16 protein-coding genes are annotated in these 15,155 nt (G+C 63.2%); 9 read left to right on the forward strand and 7 right to left on the reverse strand.

The genetic code is table 11. From position 1 onward, the window contains the following. Positions 1 to 68: 68 nt before the first annotated feature. Entirely contained in the window at positions 69 to 1,013 is a 945-nt protein-coding gene (locus AC07R1_RS13560) for a choline ABC transporter substrate-binding protein (protein WP_011063927.1), read from the reverse strand. Positions 1,014 to 1,207: 194 nt separating this feature from the next. On the opposite strand from AC07R1_RS13560, the gene AC07R1_RS13565 reads away from it, so the two are divergent. Then, positions 1,208 to 2,152 carry a GlxA family transcriptional regulator gene (locus AC07R1_RS13565; protein ID WP_495110605.1) on the forward strand — a complete coding sequence of 315 codons (945 nt, stop codon included), beginning with the start codon at positions 1,208 to 1,210 and terminating at the stop codon, positions 2,150 to 2,152. Positions 2,153 to 2,233: 81 nt separating this feature from the next. Here AC07R1_RS13565 and AC07R1_RS13570 read toward each other — a convergent pair whose 3' ends face one another. The 5 genes from AC07R1_RS13570 to AC07R1_RS13590 form a co-directional block, all read right to left on the reverse strand. Then, complete coding sequence (locus AC07R1_RS13570; protein WP_262213794.1) at positions 2,234 to 2,872, reverse strand: hypothetical protein; 639 nt, start codon at positions 2,870 to 2,872, stop codon at positions 2,234 to 2,236. A gap of 48 nt (positions 2,873 to 2,920) precedes the next feature. Further along, complete coding sequence (locus tag AC07R1_RS13575) at positions 2,921 to 3,334, reverse strand: DUF3010 family protein (protein ID WP_410036801.1); 414 nt, start codon at positions 3,332 to 3,334, stop codon at positions 2,921 to 2,923. A 34-nt stretch (positions 3,335 to 3,368) separates the two neighbouring features. Beyond that, entirely contained in the window at positions 3,369 to 3,692 is a 324-nt protein-coding gene (locus tag AC07R1_RS13580) for a helix-turn-helix domain-containing protein (RefSeq protein WP_015637312.1), read from the reverse strand. After that, positions 3,676 to 3,930: a type II toxin-antitoxin system RelE family toxin gene (locus tag AC07R1_RS13585; RefSeq protein ID WP_011063923.1), complete on the reverse strand. Its 255-nt coding sequence runs from the start codon at positions 3,928 to 3,930 to the stop codon at positions 3,676 to 3,678. Before AC07R1_RS13585 ends, AC07R1_RS13580 begins: the two co-directional genes overlap by 17 nt. A gap of 99 nt (positions 3,931 to 4,029) precedes the next feature. Then, positions 4,030 to 4,944 (reverse strand): LysR family transcriptional regulator, encoded by a 915-nt coding sequence (locus tag AC07R1_RS13590; protein ID WP_011063922.1) that lies wholly within the window; start codon positions 4,942 to 4,944, stop codon positions 4,030 to 4,032. Positions 4,945 to 5,125: 181 nt separating this feature from the next. On the opposite strand from AC07R1_RS13590, the gene AC07R1_RS13595 reads away from it, so the two are divergent. From AC07R1_RS13595 to AC07R1_RS13605, 3 genes are read left to right on the forward strand one after another with little or no spacing between them, the layout of a single operon-like run. Continuing rightward, on the forward strand, positions 5,126 to 6,463 hold the full coding sequence (locus AC07R1_RS13595) for a nucleobase:cation symporter-2 family protein (protein WP_072451775.1): 1,338 nt from the start codon (positions 5,126 to 5,128) through the stop codon (positions 6,461 to 6,463). A gap of 55 nt (positions 6,464 to 6,518) precedes the next feature. Then, positions 6,519 to 7,028, forward strand: coding sequence for a nucleoside deaminase (locus tag AC07R1_RS13600; protein ID WP_041120175.1), 510 nt, complete (start codon positions 6,519 to 6,521; stop codon positions 7,026 to 7,028). After that, the gene (locus tag AC07R1_RS13605) at positions 7,025 to 7,375 is read left to right on the forward strand and encodes a hydroxyisourate hydrolase (protein WP_220223383.1); all 351 of its coding nucleotides are present in this window, start codon (positions 7,025 to 7,027) and stop codon (positions 7,373 to 7,375) included. Before AC07R1_RS13600 ends, AC07R1_RS13605 begins: the two co-directional genes overlap by 4 nt. A 108-nt stretch (positions 7,376 to 7,483) precedes the next feature. Here the strand turns inward: AC07R1_RS13605 and AC07R1_RS13610 are convergent, their stop codons facing one another. Beyond that, entirely contained in the window at positions 7,484 to 7,885 is a 402-nt protein-coding gene (locus AC07R1_RS13610; protein WP_019095253.1) for a lysozyme inhibitor LprI family protein, read from the reverse strand. 235 nt (positions 7,886 to 8,120) lie between these two features. Between AC07R1_RS13610 and AC07R1_RS13615 the strand changes: the two genes are divergently transcribed. The 5 genes from AC07R1_RS13615 (at position 8,121) to etfA (ending at position 15,150) form a co-directional block, all read left to right on the forward strand. Next, a complete protein-coding gene (locus AC07R1_RS13615) occupies positions 8,121 to 9,098 on the forward strand; it encodes a dipeptidase (protein ID WP_011063917.1) in 978 nt (325 codons plus the stop codon). 161 nt (positions 9,099 to 9,259) lie between these two features. After that, positions 9,260 to 9,790, forward strand: a complete 531-nt coding sequence (locus AC07R1_RS13620; RefSeq protein ID WP_011063916.1) for a 4-vinyl reductase — start codon at positions 9,260 to 9,262, stop codon at positions 9,788 to 9,790. A gap of 15 nt (positions 9,791 to 9,805) precedes the next feature. Further along, a complete protein-coding gene (dgcA, locus tag AC07R1_RS13625; RefSeq protein WP_015637308.1) occupies positions 9,806 to 11,866 on the forward strand; it encodes a dimethylglycine demethylation protein DgcA in 2,061 nt (686 codons plus the stop codon). A 114-nt stretch (positions 11,867 to 11,980) separates the two neighbouring features. Next, positions 11,981 to 13,930: a dimethylglycine demethylation protein DgcB gene (gene dgcB, locus AC07R1_RS13630; RefSeq protein ID WP_072443626.1), complete on the forward strand. Its 1,950-nt coding sequence runs from the start codon at positions 11,981 to 11,983 to the stop codon at positions 13,928 to 13,930. Beyond that, on the forward strand, positions 13,930 to 15,150 hold the full coding sequence (gene etfA / locus AC07R1_RS13635; protein ID WP_041120168.1) for an electron transfer flavoprotein subunit alpha: 1,221 nt from the start codon (positions 13,930 to 13,932) through the stop codon (positions 15,148 to 15,150). Before dgcB ends, etfA begins: the two co-directional genes overlap by 1 nt. Positions 15,151 to 15,155: the final 5 nt, after the last annotated feature.

Genomic DNA, 15,155 nt, shown 5'->3' on the forward strand with positions numbered 1-15,155 from the left:
TGTTTGCTGAGGGCGTGAGGTGGCCGTGCGCAGCCCAGGGCGGGCTGCGGGGCGGCAGTGGCGGTGGCTTATTTGCTGGTCAGTTGCAGGTGTTCGGCGGCCGGCTTGCCATCGAAGGTGGTGACCCCTTCCAGCCAGCGCTGCTGGTCCTGCGGGTGGTCCTTGAGCCATTGCCGCGCGGATTCCAGGGCATCCTTGTGATCCAGCAGCGGCTGCATCATGCGGCTCTCGTCTTCGGCGCTGAAGGTCAGGTTGGTCAACAGCCGGTGCACGTTCGGGCACTGCTCGGCGTAGTTAGGCGCGGTGACGGTCCACACCGTGGCCTGGCCTTCGTTGGGCCCCAGGGCGTTTTCGCTGCCGCTGAGGTAGGTCATCTTGAAGTTGACGTTCATCGGGTGCGGCGCCCAACCGAAGAACACGATGGCTTCGTTGCGTTTCACCGCCCGGGCCACCGCCGACAACATGCCCGCCTCACTGGACTCCACCAACTGGAACTTGCCCAGGCCGAACTGGTTCTTGGCGATCATTTCCTTGATCTGCGTATTGGCTCCCGAACCCGGTTCGATGCCGTAGATCTTGCCCCCCAGTTCCTTCTGGAACCTGGCGATGTCGGCAAAGGTCTTCAGCCCCTTGTCCGCCAGGTAGGCCGGCACGGCCAGGGTGGCGCGGGCGTCCTTGAGGCTCGGTTCGGCCAGGACCTTGACCTGGTTGGCGTCGACGAAGGGGGTGATGGTCTGGGTCATCAGCGGGTTCCAGTAGCCCAGGAACAGGTCCAGGCGCTGGTCACGGATGCCGGCGAAGATGATCTGCTGGGAAGCACTGGTCTGCTTGGTCTTGTAGCCGAGGCCGTCGAGCAGGACCTGGGTCAGGGCGCTGGTGGCGATCACGTCGGTCCAGTTGACCACGCCCAGGCGCACGTTCTGGCAACTGGCGGCATCGGCGGCCAGGGCCCCGCTGCTCAGAAAAACGCTACCACTAAGCGCAAGCACACAGCTGCTGATCAGTCGTTTCATGATGCTTTCCTCGGCAGGTCGTTATTGTCGGTCCCGGCGTCTTTGTGCGCAGGTGTTGCCAAGGTACGCAGGCGCCGCCGGTGGCAAGCGCACAGCGGCGACCGACTCTTGCACTGCAGCGACCTGCCCCCTTGTGGCATGGGGGCATTTGGCGTATCACAAGGCCCACGCTGGCCGTCGACGGAGTGCGTTGCATGTCCCAGGACTTCTATTTCCTGCTGATGCCGGGGTTTTCCGCCATCGGTTTCATCTCGGCCATCGAGCCGCTACGGGTGGCCAACCGCTTTCGTGGCGAGCTGTACCGCTGGCATGTGCTGAGCGCCGACGGCGGCGCGGTGCTGGCCAGCAATGGCATGTCGGTGAATGTCGATGCGGCCCTGGAGCCGCTGAAGAAAGGCGCGACCTTGTGGGTGGTGGCCGGTTTCGAGCCGCTGAAGTTTCTCACCCCGGCCCTGGAGCACTGGTTGCGGCGGCTGGAGATGGAGGGCGTGACCCTGGGCGGGATCGACACCGGTAGCGTGATCCTTGCCGAGAGCGGTTTGCTGGAGGGGCACCGGGTGACTTTGCACTGGGAGGCCATCGAGGCCTTCAAGGAGTCCTACCCGCAACTGAGCGTGACCCAGGAGCTGTTCGAGATCGATCGACGGCGCATCACCTGTGCCGGCGGCACGGCGTCCATCGACATGATGCTCGACCTGATCGCCCAGGCCCACGGCCCGCAACTGGCGGTCCAGGTCAGCGAGCAGTTCGTGCTGGGGCGCATCCGCCCGCGCAAGGATCACCAGCGCATGGAAGTCGCCAGCCGCTACGGCATCAGCAACAAGAAGCTGGTGCAGGTGATCGGCGAAATGGAACAGCACAGCGAACCGCCCCTGAGTACCCTGGCCCTGGCCGAGTCGATCAAGGTCACCCGGCGCCAGCTGGAGCGCCTGTTCCGCCTGCACCTCAACGACACCCCGAGCAATTTCTACCTGGGCCTGCGCCTGGAGAAAGCCCGCAAACTGCTGCGCCAGACCGACATGAGCGTGCTGGAGGTGAGCATTGCCTGCGGGTTTGAATCGCCGTCCTACTTCACCCGCAGTTACCGCGCGCGTTTCGTGAATTGTCCCCGGGAAGACCGTAGGGTCTCGATTAGTTGAAAAAACAAACTCGCTTTTGAGGATAGTTCGATAGCGCTTTCGGTGAGCTTAAGCTTTAAGGGGCTAGGTTATAAATATAAGCTATCCGAAATAGACATACTGGATGTTTTGGATCAGTAGGAAGGCTAGGCAAATAAAGCCAAATGCATAAAACGTCATAATGATTTTTGTGATGGTGGGGCGCTCAACATTGAAGGCGCCTTTAATGTTGGAGAAAGCGTCAGCGTGATGTTCTGTACTCACAGTACATGCATCAAACCTATTCCTAAGGTTACTGATGTAGCTTTTTTCAGCTTCGTTGCTAGTCACATGTCCGAAAAAATCTTTTATGAGTGTATCTTGGTAATCGGCGGAACTTCTCTCTAGTAACTCTTCGAACATTTGCTTTAGTGACTCGAAGCTGCCTTCTTTTTCTTTGAACTCAGCAAAGGTCTTATAATCTTTTATTATTTTTGGTGCGTATAAAGAGTATAAAATATTTGCGGTTGTGAACAGAAGAGTAGCGCCATATAAGACTTTTAAGCTGAATGGAATGTCCCAGTTCAATAAGATTGGGGTTTGAAAAATTCCTAGGTTTATTTCTGAAGGAAATTTCTCGGTTAGTTTTGCAAGTATTGGTATCGCAATAAACCAGAAGCTGATCGATTTAATTGCCTTGGAGTTGCCTAGACCACTCAGGGTGGTCCATGTAATTGGGTTTTTTTTGATGCTGTATTTCATTTTCTTTCCTTGAAGTGTCTTTCTAGTTTCTAAAGCGATTCGTTGCTTTTAAATCTTGAGTGCTGTGCAGGCTACCTTATAGGCTTCGTGCTGGTATTTGTTGAGGCTCGCGGCCAGAGCGAAGCCGTGCTTCTTGTACTGGGCGTTGATGGTCTGGGGCGACAGCAGGGTCACCTCGCAATTCTCCAGCAACTGAAACACGCCTTCGATCTTGAAGGTGGTGGGGCCGCCGGCGAACTCGCCTTTCTTGCTGCGCTTCTTGATGGCGATGCGGGTGATCCCGTGTTCGCGCACGAAGGCCCCGACCTGGCTGGCGAAGGCCTTGACGTTGGCGGCCTCGTCATCGTCTTCCAGGGCGATTTTCTTGGTGGCCAGCGGCTGGTGTTGCACCGCGCCGTCTTGCAGGGTGGCGAGGGCGAAGATGGCTTCGCTGCCTTTGATCTCGATACCGCAGATGCTCATGGGGAACCCTTTCAATCAGTGAGTGAGGCGCAGCTTACAGCTCCAGCTGGTCGGCGCGTATGCCGAAGGCGGCGGCGATCTTTTCCCGGGTGGCCCGGCGCGGCCGGGCGACGCTTTCCTGCTGGGCAAAGGCCGGCTGGGAGATCCCCAGGCGCCTGGCGACTTCGTCCTGGGTGAGGTGCAGGTGCTCGCGCCAGGCGCGGATCGGCGTGGCGCCGTCGACCATGCGGCTGACCACGTCATGGGGTATCAGATCGGCTTCCTTGTACTGCGCCATGTACTGCGCGTAGGGAATCACCACGAATGCCGGGCTGCCGTCCGGGCCGTGGATGATCTGGATGTCAGTAGGTACGTTCATCACGTTTCTTGACCTCTTGAACACTGACGATGTGTATGGCTCCGTCCCAGTCGAACAGGACCCGGTACTGCCCGACCCGAAGACGATAGGCATAAGTGTGGCCGGACAGGGCTTTGACGTTGCCACTGGCGGGCATGTCGGCCAGCAGGGCAATCGCATCGCGAACCTGGACCTGATGCTCGTGGTGCAGTCGCATCAACTGCTTGACCGCTTTTCTACTCCAGAGGATCTCGTTCATGGCGGACTATATAAGTCTTTTATAAGGAATACGAATCCTTGCTTATATTTCCTGCCCGGCCAAGTGCAGAACCTTGTTCCTTTGTTGCCCGCGCCAGCATTACCAGGTCGTGGACTGCCCGCGCCGGTCCACCTCGTACACCTTCTGGCGCAGCAGCCGCTCCTTGAGCCAGCGCTCGGCCTTGCCCATCACCCGTTGTCGGGCCCAGAGCAGGTCGACGCCGATCAGCCAGTCGGTATGGGGGTAGGCCCCCAGTTGCAGTTCCACCAGCTCGCCCTTGGCCAGTTCACGCTGGATCAGTTGCCGCGGCAGGGTGGCCCAGCCCAGGCCGGCGCGGACCATTTCCAGCAGCGCCAGGTAGTTTTCCGCCTGCCACAGCTGGGTGGAGCGCAGGTATTCGCTGCTGGGCAGCTTGTTGGCGTGGGCGCTGAAGGCCAGGCGCCGGTGCACATGCAGGTCGTCGAAGGTCACGCTGTCGAGCTGCGCCAGCGGGTGGTCCGGGTGGCAGACGTGCAACATGATCAGCTTGCCCAATTGCTGGAACTCCAGCTCCTGGGGGTAGCCCGGTTGCGAGAAGGCGATGCCCAGCACCGCCTCACCCCGGGCCACCAGCTCGCTGGCGTCCCCGGACAGCGGGTGGCGGATCAGCAGGTCGACATAGGGAAAGGCCTGTTCGAACTCCCGCAGGGCCGGCATCAGCGGGCCATAGGGGGTTTCGATGACGATCGACAGGTGTGGCTCCACCACCTGCGACAGGCAGTCGGCGTTGGCCTGCAGGGTCAGGCAGCGCTCCAGCACCGCCTCGGCCTGCAGCAGCATCTTCTGCCCGGTGGCCGTCAGCACCGGGCTGCGAGCGCTGCGGTCGAACAGCTCGACCCCCAGGTCCGCCTCCAGGTTGCCGATGGCCACGCTGACGGTGGACTGGGTCTTGCCCAGCTTGCGTGCGGCGGCCGAGAACGAGCCGCTTTGCGCGGCCTGTACGAACATCTGCAGTTGATCCAGCGAAAAGCGCATCGCGGCTCCCGGCCCTGGAAGAGGGCTGTCTGATCCATCGTTAAAAACGATGGCTGCTCATTTGTTTCATCGTATTCAAGCACAGATCATGGCCCCGACGTCCGTACTTCCTGCCGGCGGCGCTTGCCCCGGATGCCTGCCAAAACAAAAGCAAAAGCTGCACCTTCAGGAGACCTGCGACATGACAATTTCCCGCGTGCATCCCGTGGACGAGGTCCTGCCCGTCCGCCAGCTGTTCACCTTCGGCCTGCAGCATGTGCTGGTGATGTATGCCGGTGCGGTGGCGGTGCCGTTGATTCTAGGCAATGCCCTGGGCCTGACCCCGGCGCAGGTGGTGCTATTGATCAACGCCAACCTGCTGACCTCGGGCATCGCCACCCTGGTCCAGACCCTGGGGTTCTGGCGTTTTGGCGCGCGGCTGCCGTTGATCCAGGGCTGTTCGTTCATCGCCCTGGCACCGATGATCATGATCGGCAAGCAGTTCGGCCTGACCGAGGTGTTCGGCGCGGTGATCGCCGCAGGCGTCATCACCATTGCCCTGGCGCCGCTGTTCAGCCGTTTGCTGCGGTTTTTCCCGCCCGTAGTGATCGGCAGCCTGATCACCATCATCGGCATTTCCCTGATGCCGGCAGCGGCGATCTGGCTCGGCGGCGGCAACCCCGCGGCGGACGATTTCGGCGCGCCGGCCAACCTGCTGCTGGGGCTGGCCACGGTAGCGGTGACGCTGGTGATCTACGGCAAGTTCTCGGGCTTTATCGGCAACCTCAGCGTGCTCATCGGCTTGCTGGTGGGCAGCCTGATCGCCGCGGCGTTCGGCATGACCGACTTTGCCCAGGTGAGCCAGGCGGCCTGGTTCGAACTGAGCCGGCCCATGGCGTTTGGGGCTCCACAGTTTTCCCTGGTGCCGATCCTGATCATGACCCTGGCGATGCTGGTGATCATGGCCGAGACCACCGGCAACTGCCTGGCCATCGGCAAGCTCACCGGCAAGCCGACCACCCAGCGCACCCTGGGCGATGCGTTCCGCGCCGATGGCCTGTCGACCCTGCTCGGCGGGCTGTTCAACAGCTTTCCCTACAACGCCTTTACCCAGAACACCGGGCTGATCGCGCTGTCCAGGGTCAAGAGCCGCTTCGTGGTGGCTGCGGCCGGGGCAATCATGGTGCTCATGGGGCTGTTTCCCAAGCTGGGTGCCCTGGTGGCCGCGGTGCCGACCCCGGTGCTTGGCGGTTGCGCCATCGTGATGTTCGGCATGACTACAGTGGCCGGCATCCAGGAACTGTCGCGGGTGCCGTTCGAAGGTACGCGCAACGCCATCGTGGTGGCGGTGTCGGTCAGCGTCGGGGTGCTGCCGATGTCCTTCCCGGCGCTGTTCGCCCATCTGCACGGTCCCCTCAGGCTGGTGCTGGAAAGCGGCATCTTCCTTGGCGCCATCACCGCCATCGTTCTCAACCTGCTGCTCAACCCCCGTGAGGCCGCCACCCAGGTGCTGGCAGCCCATGTCGAGCTCAATGACTGACGTTTTTCTCGCCGCCATTGCTGTGGCGGCTCCTGCCCATGAAAAGGAGGTCAAGATGACCCAGATTCTTTCTTCCATCCCTGCCGGCGTCACCGAACTGGACCTGCACCTGCTGCGCCAGAGCATCCAGCTCGCCGAAGAGGCCAAGGCCCGCGGCCGTCATCCGTTCGCCGCCCTGGTGGCCGATCGCGACGGCAAGGTCATCGCCAGCGCCGGCAACAACTCGATGCCCCCCGAAGGCGACCCGACCCAGCACGCCGAGCTGGCGGCAGCGGCGCTGGCGGCCAAGCGCCTCAGCCCCCAGGCCCTGGCCGAGTGCACCCTGTACACCAGCGCCGAGCCCTGCTGCATGTGCGCCGGGGCCATCTACTGGACCGGCATTGGTCGGGTGGTCTACGCCTTGTCTGAACATGAGCTGCTGGAGTTGACCGGCGACCACCCGGAAAACCCGACCTTTTCCCTGCCGTGCCGCGAAGTGTTCGCCCGTGGGCAGCGGCAGATCCCGGTGTTCGGGCCGATGCTTGAGAGCGAGGCCGCCCTGGCGCACAAGGGCTTCTGGAAATGAACGGCGGCCTATCCATCCATGTGGTGGACGTCGCCAGCGGCAAGGTGGCCGAAGGCATGGCGGTGCGGGTGCGCCGCCTGGACGGCGAGCTGCTCTGCGCAGGGCGAATTGCCGGCAACGGCTTGCTGAGCGAGCTTGCCGAACGCTCGGCGAGTTTCGGCCAGGGCGTCTACGAAGTGGAGCTGGACGTGGCGGCGTTCTATCGCGAGCAAGGCCAGGCGCTGCCGCCGGTGCCCTTCCTCGAGGTGCTGGTGTACCGCTTCGGCCTGGATGATCCGCGCCAGCACTACCACCTGCCGTTCAAGCTCACCGCCTGGGGCGTCTCGTGCTTTCGCGGTGGCGCCTGACCCGGCGCTGACCTGTAGAAGCGAGCCTGCTCGCGAAACGCTCGCAGCCACCACAACCGGTTCGCCAGAGCGCTTTTCGCGGGCCGGCCCGCTCCTAGCGGTGGCGGGTCATTCCTGGGCGATGGATTCGATGAACTCCGAGCGTTCGTCGCTCATGCGCGCCAGGCAGTCATTAGTGGCGATGGTGTAGGCCTTGGTGCCGGGCTTGGCCGGAAAGGACTCCATCGCGCAGTCGGCATCGCGCTGCTTCTGCCACAGTTGCTGGGCATTTTTGACTTTGGCGCTGATGTCGGCCAGTTGCCCTTTGTCGCTGCCATAGAGGGTACCCAGGCGTTCCAGCAGGCTCTGCACGTTGTCGCCCAGCAACTGTTCGGCGGTGGTCCTGTTGTAGGTCGCGCATTCCAGGGTCTGCACGTCGTTTTCCACGCCGTCGCAGGGCGTGTTGTCGGCCTCTTCGGCCGCCTGTACGCCTGTCGTTATCAGTAACAAGGCCAGGAAGATCGGTTTCATTGCAGCGCTGCCCTCATCCAGTGACGCTTTCGTTGAAGCGGCGAATTCTGGCGCAAGCCCTGGGCAAAGAACAGAGGCCACCCGTGCCCTCCGTCCGGCCCTTTGTCGGCGCTTGACGCTTTCGGCAATTCCCCTGTCGTTTTTGCACCCAGGCGCCCCGGCCCTCAAGCATATGCTGACCCCAAAGCGCCGGCAGACGATTCGGCGCATGAATCGCCAATAAGGGGACAGCCTGATGAGCCCAGCCGAACTACACGCCGACAGCATCGTTATCGACGGGCTGATCATTGCCAAGTGGAACCGCGAGCTGTTCGAGGACATGCGCAAGGGCGGCCTGACCGCAGCCAACTGCACCGTGTCGGTTTGGGAAGGTTTCCAGGCCACGGTCAACAACATTGCCTCCAGCCAGAAGCTGATACGCGAAAACAGCGACCTGGTGATGCCCGTGCGCACCACCGCGGACATTCGCAAGGCCAAGGAGCTGGGCAAGACCGGCATCCTCTTCGGCTTCCAGAATGCCCATGCCTTCGAAGACCAGATCGGCTACGTCGAGGTGTTCAAACAGCTGGGCGTGGGCATCGTGCAGATGTGCTACAACACCCAGAATCTGGTGGGCACCGGCTGCTACGAGCGTGATGGCGGGCTCTCCGGGTTCGGCCGCGAGATCGTCGCCGAGATGAACCGCGTCGGGGTCATGTGCGACCTGTCCCACGTTGGCTCCAAGACCAGCGAGGAAGTGATCCTCGAATCCAAGAAGCCGGTCTGCTACTCCCACTGCCTGCCGTCGGGGCTCAAGGAGCACCCGCGCAACAAGTCCGATGCCGAACTGAAATTCATCGCCGACCACGGCGGTTTCGTCGGCGTGACCATGTTCGCGCCGTTCCTGGCCAAGGGCATCGATTCGACCATCGACGACTACGCCGAAGCCATCGAATACACCATGAACATCGTCGGTGAAGATTCGATTGGCATCGGTACCGACTTCACCCAGGGCCATGGCCAGGACTTCTTCGAATACCTGACCCACGACAAGGGCTACGCCCGGCGCCTGACCAACTTCGGCAAGATCATCAACCCCCTGGGCATCCGCACCGTGGGCGAGTTCCCCAACCTCACCGAGACCCTACTCAAGCGCGGCCACAGCGAGCGCGTGGTGCGCAAGATCATGGGCGAGAACTGGGTCAGCGTCCTGAAGGACGTCTGGGGCGAATAAGGCCACCCCCCACAGCACATTCCTGTAGCCGCTTCCGCAGGCTGCGATCGGCTCCGAAGGAGACGCGCTCTTGCGGCCCTCGGAAGGCTCTTCGAGCCTTTTCGCAGCCTGCGGCAGCGGCTACAGACGTACTTATCCACAGAATTCCGGAGTTTTGAAACATGGCCAAGATCGCCCCGCAATTGCCTATCGAAGTCGACAGCGAAACCGGTGTCTGGACCTCCGACGCCCTGCCGATGCTCTACGTGCCACGGCATTTCTTCGTCAACAACCACATGGGCATCGAGGAGGTATTGGGCGCCGATGCCTACGCCGAGATCCTCTACAAGGCCGGCTACAAGTCCGCCTGGCACTGGTGTGAAAAAGAAGCCGAATGCCACGGCCTGGAAGGCGTCGCGGTGTTCGAGCACTACATGAAGCGCCTGTCCCAGCGCGGCTGGGGCCTGTTCAAGATCCAGGACATCGACCTGGATAAAGGCACCGCCAGCGTCAAGCTCGAACACTCGGCCTTCGTCTACGTGTACGGCAAGGTCGGGCGCAAGGTGGACTACATGTTCACCGGCTGGTTCGCCGGTGCCATGGACCAGATCCTGGCGGCCCGTGGCAGCAAGATCCGCACCGTGGCAGAGCAGGTTTACGGTGGTTCCGAAGAAGGCCACGACGATGGCCTGTTCGTCGTCAAACCGTTGTAAGCGGAGTTAAGAAAAATGGCTTTCGAAGCGATGTTCCAGCCGATCCAGATCGGCAAACTGACCATCCGCAACCGTGTGCTGAGCACTGCGCACGCCGAGGTCTACGCCACCGACGGCGGCATGACGACCGAACGGTATGTGAAGTACTACGAGGAAAAGGCCAAGGGCGGCATCGGCCTGGCGATCTGTGGCGGTTCCTCGGTGGTGGCCATCGACAGCCCCCAGGAGTGGTGGAGCTCGGTGAACCTGTCCACCGACCGGATCATCCCGCATTTCCAGAACCTGGCCGACGCCATGCACAAGCATGGCGCCAAGATCATGATCCAGATTACCCACATGGGCCGGCGCTCGCGCTGGGACGGTTTCAACTGGCCGACCCTGATGTCGCCGTCCGGGGTGCGCGAGCCAGTGCACCGCGCCACCTGCAAGACCATCGAGCCGGAGGAGATCTGGCGGGTGATCGGCAACTACGCCCAGGCCGCGCGCCGGGCCAAGGCCGGTGGCCTGGACGGTGTCGAGCTGTCGGCGGTGCACCAGCACATGATCGACCAGTTCTGGAGCCCACGGGTCAACAAGCGCACCGACGAATGGGGCGGCACCTTCGAGAAACGCATGCGTTTCGGCCTGGAAGTGCTCAAGGCGGTACGCGCTGAAGTGGGCGACGATTTCTGCGTGGGCATGCGCCTGTGCGGCGACGAGTTCCACCCGGACGGCCTGTCCCATGAGGACATGAAGCAGATCGCCAAGTATTACGACGACACCGGCATGCTGGACTTCATCGGCGTGGTGGGTTCGGGCTGCGACACCCACAACACCCTGGCCAACGTGATCCCCAACATGAGCTTCCCGCCGGAGCCGTTCCTGCACCTGGCGGCGGGCATCAAAGAAGTGGTCAAGGTGCCGGTGCTGCACGCACAGAACATCAAGGACCCGAACCAGGCCACGCGGATTCTCGAAGGCGGTTACGTCGACATGGTGGGCATGACCCGCGCGCACATGGCCGACCCGCACCTGATCGCCAAGATCAAGATGGGCCAGATCGACCAGATCAAGCAGTGCGTCGGCGCCAACTACTGCATCGACCGCCAGTATCAGGGCCTGGACGTGCTGTGCATCCAGAACGCCGCCACGTCCCGTGAATACATGGGCGTGCCGCACATCATCGAGAAAACCACCGGCATCAAGCGCAAGGTGGTGGTGGTCGGTGCCGGTCCTGCCGGTATGGAAGCCGCTCGCGTGGCGGCCGAACGTGGCCATGACGTGACCCTGTTCGAGAAGAAGGAAGCCATTGGCGGGCAGATCACCACCGCCTCCAAGGCCCCGCAACGGGACCAGATCGCCGGCATTACCCGTTGGTACCAGCTGGAGCTGGCGCGCCTGAAAGTCGACCTGCGCCTGGGCACCGCGGCGGACACCGCGACCATCCTCGACCTGCGCCCCGACGTGGTGGTGCTGGCCGTGGGCGGCCATCCGTTCATCGAGCAGAACGAGCACTGGGGCGCCGCCGAAGGGTTGGTGGTCAGCAGTTGGGACATCCTCGACGGCAAGGTGGCGCCGGGCAAGAACGTGCTGGTGTACGACACCATCTGCGAGTTCACCGGCATGTCGGTCACCGACTTCATCGCCGACAAGGGTTCGCAAGTGGAAATCGTCACCGACGACATCAAGCCGGGCATCGCCGTGGGCGGCACCTCGTTCCCTACCTACTACCGCAGCCTGTACCCCAAGGAAGTGATCATGACCGGGGACCTGACCCTGGAGAAGGTGTACCGCGAGGGCGACAAGCTGGTGGCGGTGCTGGAAAACGAATACACCGGCGCCCGGGAAGAACGGGTGGTGGACCAGGTGGTGGTGGAAAACGGCGTGCGTCCTGACGAAGAGCTCTACTACGGGCTCAAGGAAGGTTCGCGCAACAAGGGCCAGATGGACGTCGAGGCGCTGTTCGCGATCAAGCCGCAGCCGTGCCTGAGCGAGACGGGGGAGGGCTACCTGTTGTTCCGCATCGGCGACTGCGTGTCCCAGCGCAACACCCATGCCGCGATCTACGACGCACTGCGCCTGTGCAAGGATTTCTAAGCCACTTCCTGTAGGAGCCGGCTTGCCGGCGATCGGCACTGGCGAGATACCGCGTGCTGCCTGATCGCTGGCAAGCCAGCTCCTACAAGGCCCCAGGTCTTTGGGAGCTCCACCATGTTGAACACCCTTCTTCCCATTCTGTTGTTCGCCGCCATCGGCCTTGCGGTCCTTGGCGCGCTGCGACGCGTGGCCATGTGGCGCCGGGGGCGAGCCTCCAAGGTCGATCTGATTGGCGGCCTGCTGGCCATGCCCAAGCGCTACATGGTGGACCTGCACCACGTGGTGGCCCGGGACAAATACATGGCCAACACCCACGTGGCCACGGCGGGGGGCTTTGTCCTGGCCGCCGTGCTGGCGATCCTGGTGCACGGTTTCGGCCTGCACAACCGCATCCTGGGTTATGCCTTGCTGCTGGCCACCACGCTGATGTTCGTCGGCGCGCTGTTCGTCGCCAAGCGCCGGCGCAACCCGCCGGCGCGGCTGTCCAAAGGGCCGTGGATGCGCCTGCCCAAAAGCCTGCTGGCATTCTCCGTGAGCTTCTTCGTGGCGACTCTGCCGGTGGCCGGGATCCTTCCGGAAAACTTCGGTGGCTGGCTGCTGGCGGCGCTGCTTGCGCTGGGTGTGCTCTGGGGCGTGTCCGAACTGTTCTTCGGCATGACCTGGGGCGGGCCGATGAAGCACGCCTTCGCTGGTGCCCTGCACCTGGCCTGGCACCGGCGCGCCGAGCGCTTTGGTGGCGGACGCTCCACCGGCCTCAAACCGTTGGACCTGGAAGACCCGAACGCGCCTTTGGGGGTGGAAAAGCCCAAGGACTTCACCTGGAACCAGTTGCTGGGCTTCGACGCCTGCGTGCAGTGCGGCAAGTGCGAGGCGGCGTGCCCGGCCTTCGCCGCCGGCCAGCCGCTGAACCCGAAGAAACTGATCCAGGACATGGTGGTCGGCCTGGCCGGCGGTACCGACGCGCAGTTCGCTGGCAGCCCGTACCCTGGCAAGGCCATCGGCGAACACGGCGGCAACCCGCACCAGCCCATCGTCAACGGCCTGGTGGACGCCGAGACCCTGTGGTCCTGCACCACCTGCCGGGCCTGTGTCGAGGAATGCCCGATGATGATCGAACACGTCGATGCCATCGTCGACATGCGTCGCCATCTGACCCTGGAGAAGGGCGCCACGCCGAACAAGGGCGCCGAGGTCCTGGAAAACCTCATTGCCACCGACAACCCCGGCGGCTTCAACCCCGGCGGGCGGATGAACTGGGCGGCGGACCTGAACCTGTCCCTGCTCAGCGACAAACAAAGCACCGACGTGCTGTTCTGGGTCGGCGACGGCGCCTTCGACATGCGCAACCAGCGCACCCTGCGGGCCTTTGTCAAAGTGCTCAAGGCGGCCAAGGTGGACTTCGCCGTGCTCGGCCTGGAAGAGCGCGACAGCGGTGACGTGGCCCGGCGCCTGGGCGACGAAGCGACTTTCCAGCTGCTGGCCAAGCGCAACATCCAGACCCTGGCCAAGTACCGCTTCAAGCGCATCGTCACCTGCGATCCCCACAGCTTCCATGTGCTGAAGAACGAGTACGGCGCCTTCGATGGCAACTACCTGGTGCAGCACCACAGCACCTACCTGGCCGAGCTGATCGGCGCCGGTGCGCTGAACCTGGGCCAGCACAAGGGCAGCAGCGTGACCTATCACGATCCTTGCTACCTGGGTCGTTACAACGGTGAGTACGAAGCCCCTCGGGACGTACTGCGTGCCTTGGGCATCGAGATCAAGGAAATGCAGCGCTCGGGCTTCCGTTCCCGTTGCTGCGGCGGTGGCGGCGGCGCGCCGATCACCGACATTCCGGGCAAGCAACGGATTCCCGACATGCGCATGCAGGACATCCGCGAGACCGGCGCCGAGCTGGTGGCCGTGGGTTGTCCACAGTGCACGGCGATGCTCGAAGGGGTGGTGGAGCCGCGGCCGATGATCAAGGACATCGCCGAACTGGTAGCCGATGCCTTGCTCGAAGACGCCGCCCCGAGCAAAGCGCCGGCGTCGGTGAAACCTGAACCTGCGGAGGTGCACTGATGAGCGACATTATCCGCCGCGATCCCCGGGCCGAGTGGATCGCCCGCAACCGCCTGCACCCGCTGCACGCGGCCATGCAGCCGGCGCAACACAGCTGGATGGGGCCCAATGGCCTGATCCGCAAGAACCCCCACGGCATCGGTTTCATCGGCCCCAACGGCCTCAAGCGCATCGACCGCAGTGGCGCCCAGCAGGGCGGCAGCGCCAAGCGCACGGCAGCGGCCGAGGTGCAGTTGCCGCTGCATCAAGTGGCGCAGCCGGCGTTCTACATCAGCGTGGTGCCGGACATGGTCGGTGGCCGCCTGAGCAGCCACGACCGCGACCTGCTGGGCCTGGCCCATCAGTTGGCGGGCCAGGACGGCGCGGTGCTGGCGGTGGTGTTCGGCGAACACAAGGAATCGGCCTTCGCCACCGCGGGTGTCGACCGCCTGCTGGTGCTGCAAGGCAGCGAGTTCGAAGGTTATGCACCGGAACAACGGGTGCAGGGCCTGCGGGCTGTGGATAACCAGTTCAGCCCGCGCCACTGGCTGCTGCCCGACAGCCGCACCGGCGGCGGCGAACTGGGCCGGCGCCTTGCCGCGGCCCTGGGCGAACGCCCGGCGACCCGGGTCTGGCAGGTCAAGGACGGGCAGTGCATCGGCCGTGCCGGCGCCGGCCTGCAGGACCTGGCGCGGCCGGTGGCGCGCTTGATCCTGGCCGCCGCCGAATGCGCGGAGCCAGTCAGCGAAACCCGCCACGAAGCCTTGCCGGTGGAGTTATCCACAAGCGTGGCCCGCAGCCTGGCGCGGATCGAAGACCTGGGCGCAGTGGCGGTGGACCCGGCGGCGATTCCCATGGCCGAGGCCGAGTTCATCTTTTCCGGGGGCAACGGGGTCAAGGACTGGCCGCTGTTTCACCAGACCGCCGCCGCCCTGGGGGCCACCGAAGGTGCTTCGCGGGTGGCGGTGGACGACGGCTTCATGGCCCGCGACCGGCAAGTGGGGGCCAGTGGTATCTGGGTCACCGCGCGGGTCTATGTGGCGGTGGGGATTTCCGGAGCGATCCAGCACCTGCAAGGCATTGGTGCCTGCGACAAGGTGGTGGCGATCAACCTCGACCCGGGTTGCGACATGATCAAGCGTGCCGACCTGTCGGTGATTGGCGACAGCGCGGAGATTCTCAAGGCCTTGATCGCGGCGGTAGCGGCCTACCGCAACGACGCCAAGCGCGATGCGGCTTAAGGGGA

Source organism: Pseudomonas sp. GW821-FHT07F01 (assembly GCF_059418825.1).

What these genes read in the sequence shown, in the direction of transcription:
- AC07R1_RS13560 (WP_011063927.1), bottom strand. Translation starts at nt 1,013, where the DNA reads ATGAAACGACTGATCAGCAGCTGTGTGCTTGCGCTTAGTGGTAGCGTT.
- AC07R1_RS13565 (WP_495110605.1), top strand. Translation starts at nt 1,208, where the DNA reads ATGTCCCAGGACTTCTATTTCCTGCTGATGCCGGGGTTTTCCGCCATC.
- AC07R1_RS13570 (WP_262213794.1), bottom strand. Translation starts at nt 2,872, where the DNA reads ATGAAATACAGCATCAAAAAAAACCCAATTACATGGACCACCCTGAGT.
- AC07R1_RS13575 (WP_410036801.1), bottom strand. Translation starts at nt 3,334, where the DNA reads ATGAGCATCTGCGGTATCGAGATCAAAGGCAGCGAAGCCATCTTCGCC.
- AC07R1_RS13580 (WP_015637312.1), bottom strand. Translation starts at nt 3,692, where the DNA reads ATGAACGTACCTACTGACATCCAGATCATCCACGGCCCGGACGGCAGC.
- AC07R1_RS13585 (WP_011063923.1), bottom strand. Translation starts at nt 3,930, where the DNA reads ATGAACGAGATCCTCTGGAGTAGAAAAGCGGTCAAGCAGTTGATGCGA.
- AC07R1_RS13590 (WP_011063922.1), bottom strand. Translation starts at nt 4,944, where the DNA reads ATGCGCTTTTCGCTGGATCAACTGCAGATGTTCGTACAGGCCGCGCAA.
- AC07R1_RS13595 (WP_072451775.1), top strand. Translation starts at nt 5,126, where the DNA reads ATGACAATTTCCCGCGTGCATCCCGTGGACGAGGTCCTGCCCGTCCGC.
- AC07R1_RS13600 (WP_041120175.1), top strand. Translation starts at nt 6,519, where the DNA reads ATGACCCAGATTCTTTCTTCCATCCCTGCCGGCGTCACCGAACTGGAC.
- AC07R1_RS13605 (WP_220223383.1), top strand. Translation starts at nt 7,025, where the DNA reads ATGAACGGCGGCCTATCCATCCATGTGGTGGACGTCGCCAGCGGCAAG.
- AC07R1_RS13610 (WP_019095253.1), bottom strand. Translation starts at nt 7,885, where the DNA reads ATGAAACCGATCTTCCTGGCCTTGTTACTGATAACGACAGGCGTACAG.
- AC07R1_RS13615 (WP_011063917.1), top strand. Translation starts at nt 8,121, where the DNA reads ATGAGCCCAGCCGAACTACACGCCGACAGCATCGTTATCGACGGGCTG.
- AC07R1_RS13620 (WP_011063916.1), top strand. Translation starts at nt 9,260, where the DNA reads ATGGCCAAGATCGCCCCGCAATTGCCTATCGAAGTCGACAGCGAAACC.
- dgcA (WP_015637308.1), top strand. Translation starts at nt 9,806, where the DNA reads ATGGCTTTCGAAGCGATGTTCCAGCCGATCCAGATCGGCAAACTGACC.
- dgcB (WP_072443626.1), top strand. Translation starts at nt 11,981, where the DNA reads ATGTTGAACACCCTTCTTCCCATTCTGTTGTTCGCCGCCATCGGCCTT.
- etfA (WP_041120168.1), top strand. Translation starts at nt 13,930, where the DNA reads ATGAGCGACATTATCCGCCGCGATCCCCGGGCCGAGTGGATCGCCCGC.